Source organism: Nonomuraea sp. NPDC049129 (genome assembly GCF_040648495.1).
Taxonomy (GTDB): Bacteria; Actinomycetota; Actinomycetes; order Streptosporangiales; family Streptosporangiaceae; genus Nonomuraea.
On record NZ_JBEZDU010000003.1, the window covers coordinates 169,975 to 184,488 of the forward strand.

At 69.3% G+C, this 14,514-nt stretch carries 16 protein-coding genes; 3 read left to right on the forward strand and 13 right to left on the reverse strand.

Annotation, left to right across the window (positions count from 1 at the left end; all coding sequences use genetic code 11):
- The first annotated feature begins 91 nt into the window (after positions 1 to 91).
- On the forward strand, positions 92 to 1,237 hold the full coding sequence (locus AB0B64_RS10200) for an NADH-quinone oxidoreductase subunit D (RefSeq protein ID WP_357938789.1): 1,146 nt from the start codon (positions 92 to 94) through the stop codon (positions 1,235 to 1,237).
- The gene (locus tag AB0B64_RS10205; RefSeq protein ID WP_358176200.1) at positions 1,234 to 2,340 is read left to right on the forward strand and encodes an acyltransferase; all 1,107 of its coding nucleotides are present in this window, start codon (positions 1,234 to 1,236) and stop codon (positions 2,338 to 2,340) included. Before AB0B64_RS10200 ends, AB0B64_RS10205 begins: the two co-directional genes overlap by 4 nt.
- 54 nt (positions 2,341 to 2,394) lie before the next feature.
- On the opposite strand, the gene AB0B64_RS10210 is transcribed toward AB0B64_RS10205, so the two are convergent.
- The 11 genes from AB0B64_RS10210 to dacB all read right to left on the reverse strand — a co-directional run bounded on the left by AB0B64_RS10210 (position 2,395) and on the right by dacB (position 12,094).
- The gene (locus AB0B64_RS10210; protein ID WP_357938786.1) at positions 2,395 to 2,850 is read right to left on the reverse strand and encodes a DUF3180 domain-containing protein; all 456 of its coding nucleotides are present in this window, start codon (positions 2,848 to 2,850) and stop codon (positions 2,395 to 2,397) included.
- Complete coding sequence (folK, locus tag AB0B64_RS10215; RefSeq protein WP_357938784.1) at positions 2,847 to 3,350, reverse strand: 2-amino-4-hydroxy-6-hydroxymethyldihydropteridine diphosphokinase; 504 nt, start codon at positions 3,348 to 3,350, stop codon at positions 2,847 to 2,849. The genes AB0B64_RS10210 and folK overlap by 4 nt, the downstream gene beginning before the upstream one ends.
- A gap of 51 nt (positions 3,351 to 3,401) precedes the next feature.
- A complete protein-coding gene (gene folB, locus AB0B64_RS10220) occupies positions 3,402 to 3,767 on the reverse strand; it encodes a dihydroneopterin aldolase (protein ID WP_357938782.1) in 366 nt (121 codons plus the stop codon).
- Complete coding sequence (locus AB0B64_RS10225) at positions 3,757 to 4,200, reverse strand: nuclear transport factor 2 family protein (protein ID WP_214641971.1); 444 nt, start codon at positions 4,198 to 4,200, stop codon at positions 3,757 to 3,759. Before AB0B64_RS10225 ends, folB begins: the two co-directional genes overlap by 11 nt.
- The gene (gene folP / locus AB0B64_RS10230; protein ID WP_357939745.1) at positions 4,197 to 5,003 is read right to left on the reverse strand and encodes a dihydropteroate synthase; all 807 of its coding nucleotides are present in this window, start codon (positions 5,001 to 5,003) and stop codon (positions 4,197 to 4,199) included. Before folP ends, AB0B64_RS10225 begins: the two co-directional genes overlap by 4 nt.
- A 187-nt stretch (positions 5,004 to 5,190) precedes the next feature.
- Positions 5,191 to 5,769 (reverse strand): GTP cyclohydrolase I FolE, encoded by a 579-nt coding sequence (gene folE / locus AB0B64_RS10235; RefSeq protein ID WP_357938780.1) that lies wholly within the window; start codon positions 5,767 to 5,769, stop codon positions 5,191 to 5,193.
- The gene (ftsH, locus tag AB0B64_RS10240) at positions 5,766 to 7,763 is read right to left on the reverse strand and encodes an ATP-dependent zinc metalloprotease FtsH (RefSeq protein ID WP_357938778.1); all 1,998 of its coding nucleotides are present in this window, start codon (positions 7,761 to 7,763) and stop codon (positions 5,766 to 5,768) included. Before ftsH ends, folE begins: the two co-directional genes overlap by 4 nt.
- 225 nt (positions 7,764 to 7,988) lie before the next feature.
- A complete protein-coding gene (hpt, locus tag AB0B64_RS10245; RefSeq protein ID WP_225293318.1) occupies positions 7,989 to 8,540 on the reverse strand; it encodes a hypoxanthine phosphoribosyltransferase in 552 nt (183 codons plus the stop codon).
- Positions 8,541 to 8,550: 10 nt separating this feature from the next.
- Positions 8,551 to 9,543: a tRNA lysidine(34) synthetase TilS gene (gene tilS, locus AB0B64_RS10250; RefSeq protein WP_358176203.1), complete on the reverse strand. Its 993-nt coding sequence runs from the start codon at positions 9,541 to 9,543 to the stop codon at positions 8,551 to 8,553.
- Positions 9,544 to 9,549: 6 nt separating this feature from the next.
- Positions 9,550 to 10,626, reverse strand: a complete 1,077-nt coding sequence (locus tag AB0B64_RS10255) for a zinc-dependent metalloprotease (RefSeq protein ID WP_357938774.1) — start codon at positions 10,624 to 10,626, stop codon at positions 9,550 to 9,552.
- A 46-nt stretch (positions 10,627 to 10,672) separates the two neighbouring features.
- Entirely contained in the window at positions 10,673 to 12,094 is a 1,422-nt protein-coding gene (gene dacB / locus AB0B64_RS10260) for a D-alanyl-D-alanine carboxypeptidase/D-alanyl-D-alanine-endopeptidase (RefSeq protein ID WP_357938772.1), read from the reverse strand.
- Between the two features lie 72 nt (positions 12,095 to 12,166).
- Between dacB and AB0B64_RS10265 the strand changes: the two genes are divergently transcribed.
- Positions 12,167 to 12,658, forward strand: a complete 492-nt coding sequence (locus AB0B64_RS10265) for an inorganic diphosphatase (protein ID WP_225293326.1) — start codon at positions 12,167 to 12,169, stop codon at positions 12,656 to 12,658.
- Positions 12,659 to 12,663: 5 nt separating this feature from the next.
- Here AB0B64_RS10265 and AB0B64_RS10270 read toward each other — a convergent pair whose 3' ends face one another.
- Positions 12,664 to 13,785, reverse strand: a complete 1,122-nt coding sequence (locus AB0B64_RS10270) for an NlpC/P60 family protein (RefSeq protein ID WP_357938770.1) — start codon at positions 13,783 to 13,785, stop codon at positions 12,664 to 12,666.
- 57 nt (positions 13,786 to 13,842) lie between these two features.
- Complete coding sequence (locus AB0B64_RS10275) at positions 13,843 to 14,511, reverse strand: hypothetical protein (RefSeq protein ID WP_357938768.1); 669 nt, start codon at positions 14,509 to 14,511, stop codon at positions 13,843 to 13,845.
- Positions 14,512 to 14,514: the final 3 nt, after the last annotated feature.

Below are 14,514 nucleotides of genomic sequence, written 5' to 3' on the forward strand. Positions count from 1 at the left end.
CCCCGGTCCAGTGGGCGGAATGCGCCGATATAGGGTTCCTTGACCTCTTCCTGTGCTGGATCACCACGACTGCCGGTGGCAGCATTGCCATATGACGGAACGCGTGGTCGGGATCGGCGTCGGGGCGAAAGAGCTGGCCACCGAGGACATGATCCTCAACATCGGCCCACAGCACCCGTCGACGCACGGGGTGCTCAGGCTGCGGCTCACCCTCGACGGCGAGCGCATCGCCACGGCCGAGCCGATCATCGGTTATATGCACCGGGGCGCGGAGAAGCTGTTCGAGGTCCGCGACTACCGGCAGATCATCATGCTGGCCAACAGGCACGACTGGCTGGCCGGGTTCGCCAACGAACTGGGCGTGGTGCTGGCCGCCGAGCGCATGCTGGGCATGGAGGTGCCGGTACGGGCCGTGTGGGCGCGTACGCTGCTGGCCGAGCTCAACCGGGTGCTGAGCCACCTGATGTTCCTCGGCTCGTACCCGCTGGAGCTGGGCGCGATCACCCCCATCTTCTACGCCTTCAACGAGCGCGAGCGCATCCAGGCCGTGATGGAGGAGATCTCCGGCGGCCGGATGCACTACATGTTCAACCGGGTCGGCGGGCTGAAGGAGGACCTGCCGTACGGCTGGCTGGACCGGGTGTCGGAGACCGTCGCCGAGACCCGGCGCCGGGTGCCCGACATCGAGAATCTCATCCTGAACAACGAGATCTTCCTGGCCCGTACCAAGGGTGTCGGCGTCCTGACCCGCGAGCAGATCCTGCAGTACGGCGTGAGCGGCCCCATCGCCCGCGCCTCCGGCGTCGACCTCGACCTGCGGCGCGACCAGCCGTACCTGGCCTATCCCGAGTTGCCGGTGAAGGTGGTCACGCGCGGCGCGGGCGACTGCCACGCCCGCTTCGAGATCCTGCTCGACCAGCTCAGAGTCTCGCTGGACCTGGCCGACGCGTGCGTCGACCGGCTGCGCTCGCTGCCGCCGGGCCCCATCAACCAGCGGCTGCCCAAGGTGCTCAAGGTGCCGGAGGGCCACACGTACGCCTGGACCGAGAACCCGCTCGGCATCAACGGCTACTACCTCGTGTCCAAGGGGGACAAGACTCCATGGCGGCTCAAGCTGCGCTCCGCGTCTTACAGCAACATCCAGGTGCTCCGGGAGATGCTGCCCGGGCATCTGGTGGCCGACATGGTGGCGATCCTCGGCTCGATGTTCTTCGTCGTGGGTGACATCGACAAGTGACCGACGTCGCGACTCCGCAGCGGGACAAATATGTCGACTGGCTGCGCGCTCTCAGTCTGATCGTGGTGGTGGTGTGGCACTGGGCGTTCACCATCCTGCAGTGGAAGCCCGAGGGCCCCGAACCGACCAGCCCGCTCGGCTTCACCTCGGGGCTGTGGATACTCACCTGGCTGCTTCAGGTGCTGCCGCTCTTCTTCTACGTCGGCGGCCACGTACACCTGCTGTCGTGGAGCCGCGCCCAGGCCCGCGGCATCGGCATCGGCCGGTTCGTCTGGCGGCGCATCCGCGCGCTGGCCGCCCCCGCGCTCGTGCTGTCGGGCGTGTGGCTCACCATCGGCGCGGTCGTGACCTGGGTGTTCCACGTCGAGTGGATGTGGCGGGTGGTGCTGCTCGTGCTCAGCCCGCTCTGGTTCCTCGGCGTCTACCTGGTGCTGATCGCGCTGCTGCCCGTGGCGTTGTGGCTGCACCGCCACTACGACGTGCTGGCGCTCATCTGGCTGGGCGGCGCCGCCCTGGTGATCGACGTGGTCCGCTTCCGGTACGGCGTCGAGTGGGTCGGCTGGCTGAACATGATCATCGTCTGGGGGCTGGCCCACCAGGCCGGCTTCTTCTACGACCGGATCGTCATCCTGCCCAGGCGCTATGACGTGGGGGTCCTCTGGACCGGGCTGTTCGCCCTGTTCGGCCTGGTCTACTCGGGCATCTACCCGGGCTCGATGGTCGGGGTGCCGGGTGACAAGTGGTCGAACATGGCGCCGCCCACCTTCGTCATCGTGGCGCTGCTGCTCTTCCAGATCGGCCTGGTGGAGGTGTTGCGGCCGTCGATGGAGCGCGTCCTGGAGAAGCCCGGGTGGCGCCGGGTCAACGGCACCATCAACCGCTACGCCCTGCCGCTGTTCCTCTTCCACACCACAGGGATGGCGATCGCGCTGGGTCTGCTGTGGTGGTTCTTCGGCACGCTCGGCGGCGAGGTGCCACCGGACCTCAGATGGTGGCTGGAACGCCCGCTCGCCATCCTGGGCCCGCTGATCTGCACCCTCCCGGTCATCTACCTCTTCGGCCGCAAGCGGACTCCTGCCGAACAAGTGCCGGACAAGAGTTGACCATGGCCGCTAGCTTGAGCCCATGACGTCCGACGTCGAGCACGCTGTCACGCTCTACCTGGGCCGCTGATCCTCCGGGTCCTTCGGGATGCGGCAGGCGTGTTCCAGGAAGAGGGCGGCGCAGATCAGCACCACGAACGCCAGCAGCGAGCCCACCGCGATGAAGAACTCGAACCGCGGCGTCTCCCTGGTGAACAGCTGGACCGTGTGCAGGACGAACCCACCGAAGACACCCGCGAACACCGCACCCACATAGGCCGACGCCTTGCCCAAGGCCGCCAGCCGGGCCACCGCCAGCGGCTCGACCGGCTTGGTGTCAGGTTTGCGGTCGATCCGGGCCTTCGTCACCCATCCGCTGTAGGCCTCTCCGAGGGCCAGCAGCAGGACGGTGGGGATGGCGGTCCACGGCACGATGGGCAGGTCGGCGTAGAACTCCCTGACCACCATCCAGGCGACCAGCGCCACGACGACGATGATGCCGACCAGCAGGCCGGGGCGAGTGGGCCTCAATCCGGGCTCTGCAGCTTGAGGTCAGCACGCAGCCGTACGCCGCTCTGGTCGAGGTCCGTGAGCAGGTCGGCGACCTGGCCCTGGCCGGGCAGCACGCCGTCGGGGTCCACATCCGCCCACGGGACGAGGACGAAGGCCCGCTCGTGCGCGAGCGGGTGCGGCAGCGTCAGGTCGGGGTCGTCGGAGACCGTGTCACCCACGACGATCAGGTCGATGTCGAGCGTGCGCGGGCCCCAGCGTTCCTTGCGCTCCCGCCCGAAGGCATTCTCGACGCCCTGCGCCCGCTCCAGCAGCGCCTGCGGTTGGAGCGAGGTCTCGGCGATGACGATCGCGTTGAGGTAGGGGCGCTGCCCGGCGGGACCGCCGACCGGGTCGGTCTCATAGACGGGCGAGCTCGCGACGAACTCCAGCCCCGGTGCGTCGAAAAGGGTGTCGATGGCGTCCTGCAAGGTCTGGAAGCGCCGTCCGAGATTGCTACCGAGAGACAGTACGACGTTCACGTGCTACTCCTCTCGCTCACCTACTGCTCACCACGTTCTGCTCACCAAAGTTCATTCGCGACTCCGATGGATGGTGACGACCACGTCGTCGAACGGCAGCGGGATCGGTGCCGCGGGCTTGTGCACACTCACCTCGACCGACTCCACCAGGCCGGCGGCCAGGCACACGTCGGCGAGGCGCTGCGCGAGCGTCTCGATCAGCTCGACCGGCTCGCCTTCCACCACGGCGACCAGCGCCTGGGCGAGCTCACCATAGTGGACCGTCTTGCCGAGGTCGTCGGAGGCGGCGGCGGGGGCGGTGTCGAGGAACAGCGTCGCGTCGACCACGAACTCCTGCCCGAGCTCACGCTCGGCCGCCAGCACGCCGTGCCGGCCCCGGGCCCGCAGGCCCTTCAGCGCGATGCGATCAGACCTCAAGCTCGCCTTCCTCCTCGTCGTCGTCACCCTGGAGCACCGGCGAACCGTGATGCATCCACAGCCGCCAGCCCTGCGCCGTGCGTACGTAGACGTTACTGGCCACCACCTTGCCGGCGGCGAAGCTGGACTCGCCCTCCTCGCCGGCGGTGAGGATGTTCTCGACGCAGGTGAGCACGGCCACATCGCCCAGCACGGTGGTGTTGACGTCGGTCAGCACGAACTGGATGTAGGTGGTGTTGGCCATGATGAGCGCCCAGGAGCGCAGCACCTCGGACCGCCCCGAGAGCAGGGTCCAGCCCGGATGTACGCAGCTGACCTGCTCGTCGGCGGAGTCCTCGGCCCAGATCTCGGTCATCTTGTCGAGGTTGGCGTCCTCGATCGCGAGATAGAAGTCCTGGTTGACCGTCTCGATCGCGGCGGTGTCGACACTCATGTGTTGGCTCCGGGTCTCTTCCATGCGGCGGCCACGCGCACGGCATCGGCATTGGGACCTACTTCGTGCACTCGTACGCACCAGGCACCGGCGTGCGCGGCCAGCGCCGTCACGGCCACCGTGGCGTCGTCACTGCCGCTGAACGGGCGCGGCGTGCCGTCGGCGTCGGCGAGCAGCCGCCCCAGGAACCGCTTGCGCGAGGCCCCGATCAGCAGCGGATAGCCGAGCTCGGCCAGCTCCCCCATCCCGGCGAGCAACTCCCAGTTGTGCGCGGGGTTCTTGGCGAAGCCCAGCCCGGGGTCGAGCACGATCTGCTCCTCGGACACGCCCTCGGCCAGCACCAGGTCGACCCGCTTGGCGAGCTCCTCGCGCACCTCGGTCACGACGTCGTCGTAGACGGCCCGGCGGTCCATGTCATGGCTGTGGCCGCGCCAGTGCATGACCACATAGTCGACGCCGGTGGCGGCCACCACGCGCGGCATCTCGGGATCGGCCAGGCCGCCGCTCACGTCGTTGACCAGCCTCGCCCCCGCCTCCACCGCCGCCTTGGCGACCTCGGCCCGCATGGTGTCGACGCTGACCGCCACTCCCTCGGCGCTGAGCGCCCTGATCACTGGCACGACGCGGGCCAGCTCCTCGTCGAGCGGCACTCTGGCGGCGCCGGGGCGGGTGGACTCGCCACCCACGTCGACGATGTCGGCCCCCTCACCGACCAGCTCCAGCCCGTGCCGGATAGCGGCCGCCTCGTCGAACCACAGGCCCCCGTCGGAGAACGAGTCCGGCGTGACGTTGACCACGCCCATGACGAGGCACCGCGCCTCTGCTCCGACAACCATGCCCCAAGCCTAGGCGGTCGTGGTTGATGGGGTCTGTGGAGGGTGCCCACACACAAATAACAATCCGATCAGTGCCAAAGGCTCGCTGACTGGTGCTTATCAGGGCAGCTGCCTATCGGTGCCGGGTCAGCGCCCCAGGCCGACCGGCTGGTGCTTATCGGTGCAGGATCAGCGCCATCGCCTCGGCGCGGGTCTTGTCGCTCGTACGGAAATCGCCACGCACCGCCGAGGTCACCGTCTTCGCGCCCGGCTTGCGGACCCCGCGCATGGTCATGCAGAGGTGCTCACACTCCACCACCACGATCACCCCGCGCGGCTCCAGCACGCGCATCAGCGCGTCGGCGATCTGCGAGGTCATCCGCTCCTGCACCTGCGGGCGGCGGGCGAAGACGTCCACCAGGCGGGCCAGCTTGGACAGCCCGGTCACCTGGCCACGCTCGTTGGGGATGTAGCCCACGTGGGCCACCCCGTGGAAGGGCACCAGGTGGTGCTCGCAGGTGGAGTAGACCTCGATGTCCCTGACGAGCACCATCTCGTCGTGGTCGACGTCGAAGACCTTGTTGAGCACGCCCTCCGGCGTCTGTCCGAGGCCGGAGAACTGCTCGGCGTAGGCCCGGGCCACCCGAGAGGGCGTGTCGAGCAGGCCGTCACGGTCGGGATCCTCGCCGATGGCGTAAAGGATCTCGCGGACGGCCTTCTCGATCCGGCCCAGGTCTACGTCTTGCGAACTCACGCACTGTCTCCAGAGGGCAGCGCGTCCTGGTGACTGGCGGCGGCGAGCGAGCCGTTGGCCGACTGCTCCTTCGGGGTCAGGATCGGCGGGCGGTCCGAGGGGAGCCGCTTGCCGTAGCCCGCGTAGGACGGGCGGTGCTCCTTGACCACGACCGGGGCGAAGACCTCCAGCACCTGGTCGCGGGAGAGCGTCTCCTTCTCCATGAGCTGCAGCACCAGGTTGTCGAGCACGTCGCGGTATTCGACCAGGATGTCCCACGCCTGGTCGTGCGCCGTCTCGATCATCCGGCGGACTTCCTCGTCGATCGTCGAAGCGATCTTCTCGGAGTAGTCGCGCTCGTGACCCATCTCGCGGCCCAGGAAGACCTCGGCCTGGCCGGAGCCGAACTTACGGGCGCCGAGCTGCTCGCTCATGCCGTATTCGGTCACCATGCGGCGGGCGACCGCCGTGGCCTTCTCGATGTCGTTGGAGGCGCCGGTGGTGGGCTCGTGGAAGACGAGCTCCTCCGCCGCACGACCGCCGATGAGCATCGCGAGCTGGTCCATCATCTCGGACCTGGTGGCCAGGAACTTGTCCTCCATCGGCAGCGTCATGGTGTAACCCAGGGCGCGGCCACGGGACAGGATCGTGATCTTGTGGACCGGGTCGGAGTTGGGCAGCGCGTGCGCCACCAACGCGTGACCGCCCTCGTGGTAGGCGATCATCTTCTTTTCCTTGTCGGACATGACCCGCGACTTGCGCTCGGGTCCTGCCATGACGCGGTCGATCGACTCCTCGAGGATGTCCATCGAGATCAGCTTCTTGTCGGCGCGCGCGGTGAGCAGCGCCGCCTCGTTGATCACGTTGGCCAGGTCGGCACCGGTGAACCCGGGCGTGCGACGGGCGATGACGTCGAGGTCGACCGCCGGCTCGAACGGCTTGCCGCGACCGTGGACCCTGAGGATGCCCTTGCGGCCCTCCAGGTCGGGGCGGTCGACGGTGACCTGCCGGTCGAATCGGCCCGGACGCAGCAGCGCCGGGTCGAGGATGTCGGGCCGGTTGGTCGCGGCGATGAGGATCACGCCGCCCTTGACGTCGAAGCCGTCCATCTCGACGAGCAGCTGGTTGAGCGTCTGCTCGCGCTCGTCGTGACCGCCGCCCAGGCCCGCGCCGCGGTGCCGGCCGACGGCGTCGATCTCGTCGATGAAGATGATCGCCGGCGCGTTGGCCTTGGCCTGCTCGAACAGGTCGCGGACCCGCGAGGCGCCGACGCCGACGAACATCTCGACGAAGTCGGAGCCGGAGATCGAGTAGAACGGCACGCCGGCCTCACCCGCGACCGCGCGGGCGAGCAGCGTCTTGCCGGTGCCGGGCGGGCCGTACAGCAGCACGCCCTTGGGGATCTTCGCCCCGATCGCCTGGAACTTGGCCGGGGCCTGCAGGAACTCCTTGATCTCCTGGAGCTCCTCGATGGCCTCGTCGGCGCCCGCGACGTCGGAGAAGGTGGTCTTGGGGGTGTCCTTGGTGATCAGCTTCGCCTTGGACTTGCCGAAGCTCATGACCCGTGAGCCGCCGCCCTGCATCTGGTTCATGATGAACAGGAAGATGAGGACGATGAAGACGATCGGCAGGAAGCTCACCAGGATACTGACCAGGAAGTTCTCCTGGGGCACCTCGGTGGTGAAGCTCTTGGTCGTGCCCGCCTGAACCTGCGCCTGCAGCTCTTCGGTCAGCTTCGGCCCGTAGCCGGCGACCCAGTCAGACTGGATCATGTTGGTCGCCGTGTCACCCGGCCTGACCGTGATCGGCTTGATCAGCGTCAGCTCGATGCGCTGATCCTTGTCGACAATCTTGGCGTTGCTTACATTGCCGGTGCGAATCTGCTGGAGGACTGTGGACGTGTCGGCCTGCTTGAAATTGCCGCCGCCGCTCCAGAGCTGGGTGACGAGCAGGAGCAGCACGACGATGCCCAGGATCCACAGCAGTGGCCCACGTGTAAATCGCTTGAGATCCATCCGATGCGGAACCCCTTGCGGGCCCGTCCCTTCCTGACCATGGCCTGGAACCCCGGGAATTCCCGGGGCCGCGGCATCCGACGCCGCGACTTCTGACTACCCGAAGGGGACGCTTGGTCACCCTCCCGGAGTCAGAAGGTACACCGGGGAAGCGCGCGGAGGGACCGCCCGCTACACCGGTCTTGCCCTACCAACGTACGTCAGGTGGCGCGGTGTTCCCGGCGGCTACTTGTAAACATGGGGAGCCAAGGTGCCGATGAAGGGGAGATTGCGGTAACGCTCCGCGTAGTCGAGGCCATAACCAATGACGAACTCGTTGGGGATGTCGAAGCCGACGTACTTGACGTCGATCGGCACCTTTACCGCGTCGGGCTTGCGCAAAGCGGCGCAGATCTCCAGCGAGGCCGGGTTGCGCGACTTGAGGTTTTCCAGCAGCCAGTGAAGGGTCAGCCCCGAGTCGATGATGTCCTCGACGATCAGCACGTGGCGGCCCATGATGTCGGTGTCGAGGTCCTTCAGCACCCGCACGACACCGGACGATTTGGTGCCCGCACCGTAGGACGACACGGCCATCCAGTCCATCTGGACGGGCACGTGCAACGCCCTGGCCAGGTCGGCCATCACCATGACCGCGCCCTTCAACACGCCCACGAGCAGGAGCTCCGTGCCCGCGTAGTCGGCGTCGATCCGCCCGGCAAGCTCTTTCACCTTGGCCTGGAGCTCGTCCTGAGGAATCAGGACTTTCTCGAGGTCCTTGCCCATATCGGCAGCGTCCACCTGTGGTTCCTTACGGGATGGGACTGATGGCGAGTATCAGGGTGTCATACCGCCGCACAGCGGCCAGACCCCCGGGTAGATCCACGGCCTTCTGCCCGCGCCACGCCGTGATGAGCCGGTCGACGGCACGCACGTGGGTCGCGGAGAGGGCTCCGGAGGGCGTTCCCGCCGCGATGGCCGCCCGCCGCAGGACCCGCCGCCTGACGGCGCCTGGGAGGCGTTCCAGTTCGGGTACGGACAGCGTCACCGAACCGGCGATATCGCTTAGAGCGCAATTCTGATATGCCGTGTCGGCCCATTCGTCAAGGGCGTCGGCGTCGTCCCGGGCGAGATCGGCGGTCCTGGCGAGCGCGTCGGCCACGCCGGGCCCCAGCTCCGACTCCAGCAGCGGGAGCACCCTGGTCCTTACCCGTACGCGGGTGTAGCGGGGATCCTCGTTGTGCGGATCGTCCCAAGGGCTGAGGCCGAGCGCCGCGCACGCGGCGACGGTGGTGGCACGGGAGAGGGACAGCAGCGGCCTGCGGTAGCGGCCGGTCACCGGGGCCATGCCGGACAGCGATCTGAGCCCGCTCCCCCTGGCCAGGCCGAGCAGCACGGTCTCGGCCTGGTCATCCCTGGTGTGGCCGAGCAGCACGGTCGCGGCCTGGAGCCGGTCGGCCGCCTCGGCGAGCGCGGCATAGCGGGCGTCTCTGGCCGCCGCCTCCGGGCCGCCGGACGTGCCGACGTCGACGGTGAGGATCTCGGCCTGGTCGAGGCCCAAGGCCGGGGCCAGCGCGGCCACCGTCTCGGCGCGGGCGGCGGAACCCTCCTGGAGCTGGTGGTCCACCGTCAGCAACCCGGCCTTCAGGCCCGCGCGCGGCGCGACGAAGCCGAGCGCGGCGGCGAGTGCGAGGGAGTCGGCTCCCCCGCTGCACGCCGCCAGCACGAGCACGCCGTCACCGACGTCGGCCAGCGCCTCACGGACGGCCCTTCGGACGTCCGCGACGGCCGGGTGCGGGCCCATGACGAGTCAGGCGGGCAGGGCGTTGCTGCCGATGACGCGGCGTACCCAGGCGCTGGGGTCGGTGATCTCGGGTGTCGTCGGCAGGGTCTCGGGCGAGGTCCAGACGCGGTTGAAGCCGTCCATGCCGACCTGGTCCACCACCGCGCGGACGAAGGCCGAGCCCTCGGCGTACTGCTTCATCTTGACCTCGATGCCCAGCAGCCGCCGGACCGTACGGTCGAGGCGAGAGCCGCCCTCGCGGCGATGGGCGAACTTGGCGCGGATGTCGGCCACCGACGGCACCACCGAAGGACCGACGGCGTCCATGACGTAGTCGCCGTGCCCTTCGACCAGCGTCATCACGGCCGTGAGCCGGTCGAGGATCTCCTTCTGGCCGGGCGACTGGATGGCGTCGATGAGGTTGCCCTCGCCGCCGCGCACCACGTCGGCCACCGTGTCGGCGGCGCTGCGCAGCCGCTCCAGCAGCGTGCCCAGGTCGAGGTCGGAGGCCAGCAGGAACTCGGTCATCTGCGAACGGATGTATTCGCGCAGCCACGGCACCCCGGTGAACTGCACGCGGTGCGTCTCCTCATGCAGGCACACCCAGAGGCGGAAGTCGTGCGGGTCGACGTTCATCTCGCGCTCGGCGTGCACGATGTTGGGCGCGACCAGGGTCAGACGCCCGGCCGGCTCGCGGCCCGTCGGGTCCGGCGGCAGGAACAGCTCATACTGGCCGAGCACCCGCGAGGCGAGGAAGGCGAGCACCGCGCCCACCTCGACGCCGGTGATGCGGGAGCCCACGGCCGTGACGATCGCCGGCGGCGGGTTGGCCCCGGCGCCGACCCGCTCGGTGAGCGGTTCGAGCACCACACGGAAGCCCTCGACGTTGGCCTTGATCCAGCCGGGACGGTCGACGATGGTCGCCGCCTGCGGCGCGGTCTCAGTGTGAATCTTGGTGAACTCGCGTACGTGCCCCTCGGCCTCACGCGACAGCGCACGGAGCTCGGTGACGGCCTGCCTGGCCTCCTCCCGGCTCACCTGAGGACCGGGGCGCACCAGGCGCGTGCCGGTCGTGACGGCCAGATCCCAGTCGATCACCTGCATACCGTCCACCGTACGTGGTTCTCTTCTCGCCCGCGAAGACCTGCCCTCATGACCTTGCGACGATGGCCGCGAGTCTGTCCAGTACTGGCTCGGCGGTGCTCGGGACGCGGTCGGCCAGGAAGGCGAAAGTGACCAGGCGCCCTTCCTTGGTGGTGGCCATGCCGGCCAGCGTGTTGACGTTGTTGAGGGTGCCGGTCTTGGCGCGTACGAGGCCGACCTGGCCCTTGCTGTCGCCGCCGGTGAAGCGTCTGCCGTTGCCCAGGGTGCCGGAGAATCCGGCGATCGGCATGCCGGAGGCGATCGGGTGCAGGTCGGGGTGGGACGCGGCGGAGGCGACCGCGATGACCCGGGCCATCGCGTCGGCGCTGATGCGGTTGCGCGCGGACAGGCCGCTGCCGTCGAAGACCTGTACGCCCTTGGCCGCGCCGAGCCGTTGCAGCACCCCGACCACCGCCTTGGTCGCGCCCTCGAAGGACGCCGGCTGCCCTTCCTTGATGGCGATGTGCCTGGCCAGCGCCTCGGCCAGGTCGTTGTCGCTGAACGTCAGCGTGTGCTCGACCAGCGCGTAGAGCGGTGCCGAGTCGACCCGGCCGAGCTCGGCGGCCCCGGCGGGTGCCTTGCCCGGTCGTACGGACTTGGCGACGCCCACGCCGTACTTGGTCAGGAGGCGGGCGAACGCGGCGGCGGCGTACTGCGGCGGGTTGGACACGCGCGGCTGCCTCGCGGCGGGGTCGCGCCGCCCCTCGTCGATCGCCAGCGCGTAGACCGGCGCCACCTCGCCGTCGGGCACGTAGCCCGGCTTCCATCCGGGTGCCAGCGTGGAACCGGTGAACAGGGAGGCGTCGTACGAGAGCGTGACCTTGGTGACGCCCTTGGCCTTGAGCGCGGCGGCGGTGCGCGAGGCGAGCGTGGCGAGGGACGCCTGCTTGGGATAGGACAGGGACTTGGCCGACGGCCCGGCGAGCGTCGGATCTCCGCCGCCCACCAGCACGATCGAGTTGGCCGACTGGCCCTGCGTCACCCGGGTGGACAGACGGGTGTCGGGGCCGAGCGCGGCCAGCGCGGCCGTGCAGGTGACCAACTTTGTGGTGGAGGCGGGAGTGATGCCGACGTCGGGGTTGGCGGCGAATACCTGCTCGCCGGTGGCGGCGTCGAGGACCACCGCGCCCACCCGAGCGCCCAGCGCTTCGTCACCCAGGGCGCGGGTGAGCTGCTGGGTCAAAGTACGCTTAGTAGTGAGAGGTCCGTCTCCGGCCCTCACCTGGAGTTGGGCCAGCACCGGCCCCGCGGTGACCACGGAGACGGGGGGAGACCCTTGAGGAGACGGTGTCGGCTCGGTCGGTGACGATCCCCTCGTCAGCGCGCCCAGGCTGAAGTCATTGGTCATCGCATAGAGGCCGATGACGATGGTCAGCACCTGGAGCATGGCGAGAGTGGTCAGCATCACCCACCGCTCGTGCCGCGCCACGTCGCCTGACCTCTCTCCTGGTGTTCGCCTACGAGACATTAACGCCCACTCGGCGTGAGCGGAGGAACCGCGGTGGAGTTCGACGTTGTCGTTGAGATTCCCAAGGGACAACGGAACAAGTATGAAGTGGACCACGAAACCGGTCGCATCAGGCTTGACCGGCTGCTGTTCACCTCTACGCAGTACCCCGCCGACTACGGCTTCATCGAGCACACCCTCGGTGAGGACGGCGACCCGCTCGACGCGCTGGTGCTGCTCCAGGAGCCGACCTTCCCGGGCTGTTACATCAGTTGCCGCGCGGTGGGGATGTTCCGGATGACGGATGAGAAGGGCGGCGACGACAAGGTTCTGTGCGTCCCGGCCACCGACCCGCGGATGGAGCACATTCGCGACATTCACCACGTGCCGGAGTTCGACCGGCTGGAGATCCAGCACTTCTTCGAGGTCTACAAGGACCTGGAGCCCGGCAAGTCCGTCGAGGGCGCCAACTGGGTGGGCCGGATGGAAGCCGAGGTCGAGATCAAGCGCTCCTTCCAGCGCGCCAAAGACGAAGGCCATAGCTGAGTAGGTCACTGAGGACGGGTGGCACCCACCAGGTCCCCTCGCCACATGGAGGCGACCCGCACTACGTCGCCGGTCTGTGGCGCGTGCACCATCAGCCCGTCGCCCACGTACATGCCGACGTGGTGGATCGTGCTCGGGTCGCTGGTGACGTAGCCGAAGAACAGCAGGTCGCCGCGGCGCAACTGGTCGAGCGGCACGTGCGGGCCCGAGGTCCACTGCGTGCCGGTCCAGTGGTCGATGCCGACGCCCGCCTGCTCCCAGGCTCGCATGGTCAGGCCCGAGCAGTCGAAGCTGTCCGGGCCATCGGCCGCCCACACGTACGGCTTGCCGAGCTGGGTCAGCGCCCAGTTGGCCGCGACGTCGCCCATGAGCGAGCCGGACGCGTGCAGCCCGCCGCTGAGGCGCGCCTGCGCCAGCGCCGCCTCCCGCCGCCTGGCCAGCAGGTTAGCGTGGGTGCGCGCGGCGTCGACCCGCCGCTGCCACGCGGCGCGCTCGGCCTCCAGCCCTCTGGTCTCACGCTTCTGCGCGGCGACGGCCGCCTCCGCGGCGACCTTCGCCTGCCTGGCGCGCTCGGACACGGCCTGGTGCTCGGCGTACGCGTCGGCCGCCGCGCTCCGCAGGATGGCGGAGACCTCCTGGGCGTCGCGCATCCGGTCGAGCACCGCGCCCTGCTCGCCGCTGAGCTGCTCCAGGACGCTCGCCCGGTGCAGGAAGCCGTCTGTGTCGCCGATGTCGGTCATCATGCCGAGCATCGGCGTGATCATGTCGAGCCCGCTGTAGCCCTGCGCCGCGAGCAGCGCGACGGGCGCGCGGGCCTTCTCCACCTCGGCGTCGGCCAGCGCCAGCCGGGCCTGGGCCTGGTCGCGGGCCCGCCTGGCGCGTTCGAGGTGGACGAGCTCCCCGTTGTACGCCTCCACCAGCCGCTCCGCCCCGGCCGCCAGGTCGTCGAGCCGTGACTGGGCCTCGGCGAGCCGCGCGCTCGCGGTGCCCAGTTGCCGCGTACGGTCCCGTACGGCGTGGCGGGCCTGCGTCACCTTCCGGCGGGACGGCCCGGGGGCCGCGTCGGCCGGCGGGCACAGGGTGACGACCAGGCAGACTGCCATGAGTCCGGCTCTGAGGGCGTGCATAGTGCACACAGTTCCCGCCCGTCACTCTGTGTAATCCTGGTCACTTTCGTAACATCGTCAACGCAGGCGGAACAGGCGCTCTATCCACGGCCGGACACCGACCGGGATCGGGCTCGTACCCCGGGGATAGGTGAAGACCGGCGTCTGCGTGCCGTAAGCGGCGTGCAGCTCGGCCGCCCGGCACCAGTCGGCGCCCGCCCGAGCCGCGGCCCAGGCGGCCGCGATGGCCGGGCGGGACTCCGGATGGCGGTCGAAGGTCTGGTAGAGGGTCATCGTGGCGGCGGCGGCCACCGACCCGTCGCCGGGGTAGGCGGTGCCCGCCAGGTAGGGGGCGGCGACCCGGCCGCCGTGGCAGGTGCCGAGCGCCCAGGTCCAGTTGGCGAGTACGAGGCCGAGCACGGGCTCCGGCACCGCGGCGGCGGCCGCGTACAGGCGCTCCTGGCGCTGCCCGGTCAGGCGGCGTGAGGACCAGAGCCAGCCGAGCTCGGCGGGCGGGCCGCCGGGCGGCTCGCTCCCCGAGAGCCAGGACAGGACGGCGAGGCCGCGGGCGGTGCGCAGGCGGCACAGTTCGAGGACGTCCCGGAGCATGCGGGGGCCCTGATCGAGCCAGGTGGGCCAGGCGACGTGATGGCTCCTGGCCATCAGCTCGGCCCGCTCCTCGCTGACCGGCAGGGGGCAGACCCGGCAGCCCAGTTGAGGGTCCTCGCGCAGTTGGTACGCCTCCATGCA

Bases quoted from the DNA above. Each gene is read 5' to 3' on its own strand.
- AB0B64_RS10200 (WP_357938789.1), top strand. From the start codon at position 92: ATGACGGAACGCGTGGTCGGGATCGGCGTCGGGGCGAAAGAGCTGGCC.
- AB0B64_RS10225 (WP_214641971.1), bottom strand. From the start codon at position 4,200: ATGAGTGTCGACACCGCCGCGATCGAGACGGTCAACCAGGACTTCTAT.
- folP (WP_357939745.1), bottom strand. From the start codon at position 5,003: ATGGGCGTGGTCAACGTCACGCCGGACTCGTTCTCCGACGGGGGCCTG.
- ftsH (WP_357938778.1), bottom strand. From the start codon at position 7,763: ATGGATCTCAAGCGATTTACACGTGGGCCACTGCTGTGGATCCTGGGC.
- tilS (WP_358176203.1), bottom strand. From the start codon at position 9,543: ATGGGCCCGCACCCGGCCGTCGCGGACGTCCGAAGGGCCGTCCGTGAG.
- AB0B64_RS10255 (WP_357938774.1), bottom strand. From the start codon at position 10,626: ATGCAGGTGATCGACTGGGATCTGGCCGTCACGACCGGCACGCGCCTG.
- AB0B64_RS10270 (WP_357938770.1), bottom strand. From the start codon at position 13,785: ATGCACGCCCTCAGAGCCGGACTCATGGCAGTCTGCCTGGTCGTCACC.
- AB0B64_RS10275 (WP_357938768.1), bottom strand. From the start codon at position 14,511: ATGGAGGCGTACCAACTGCGCGAGGACCCTCAACTGGGCTGCCGGGTC.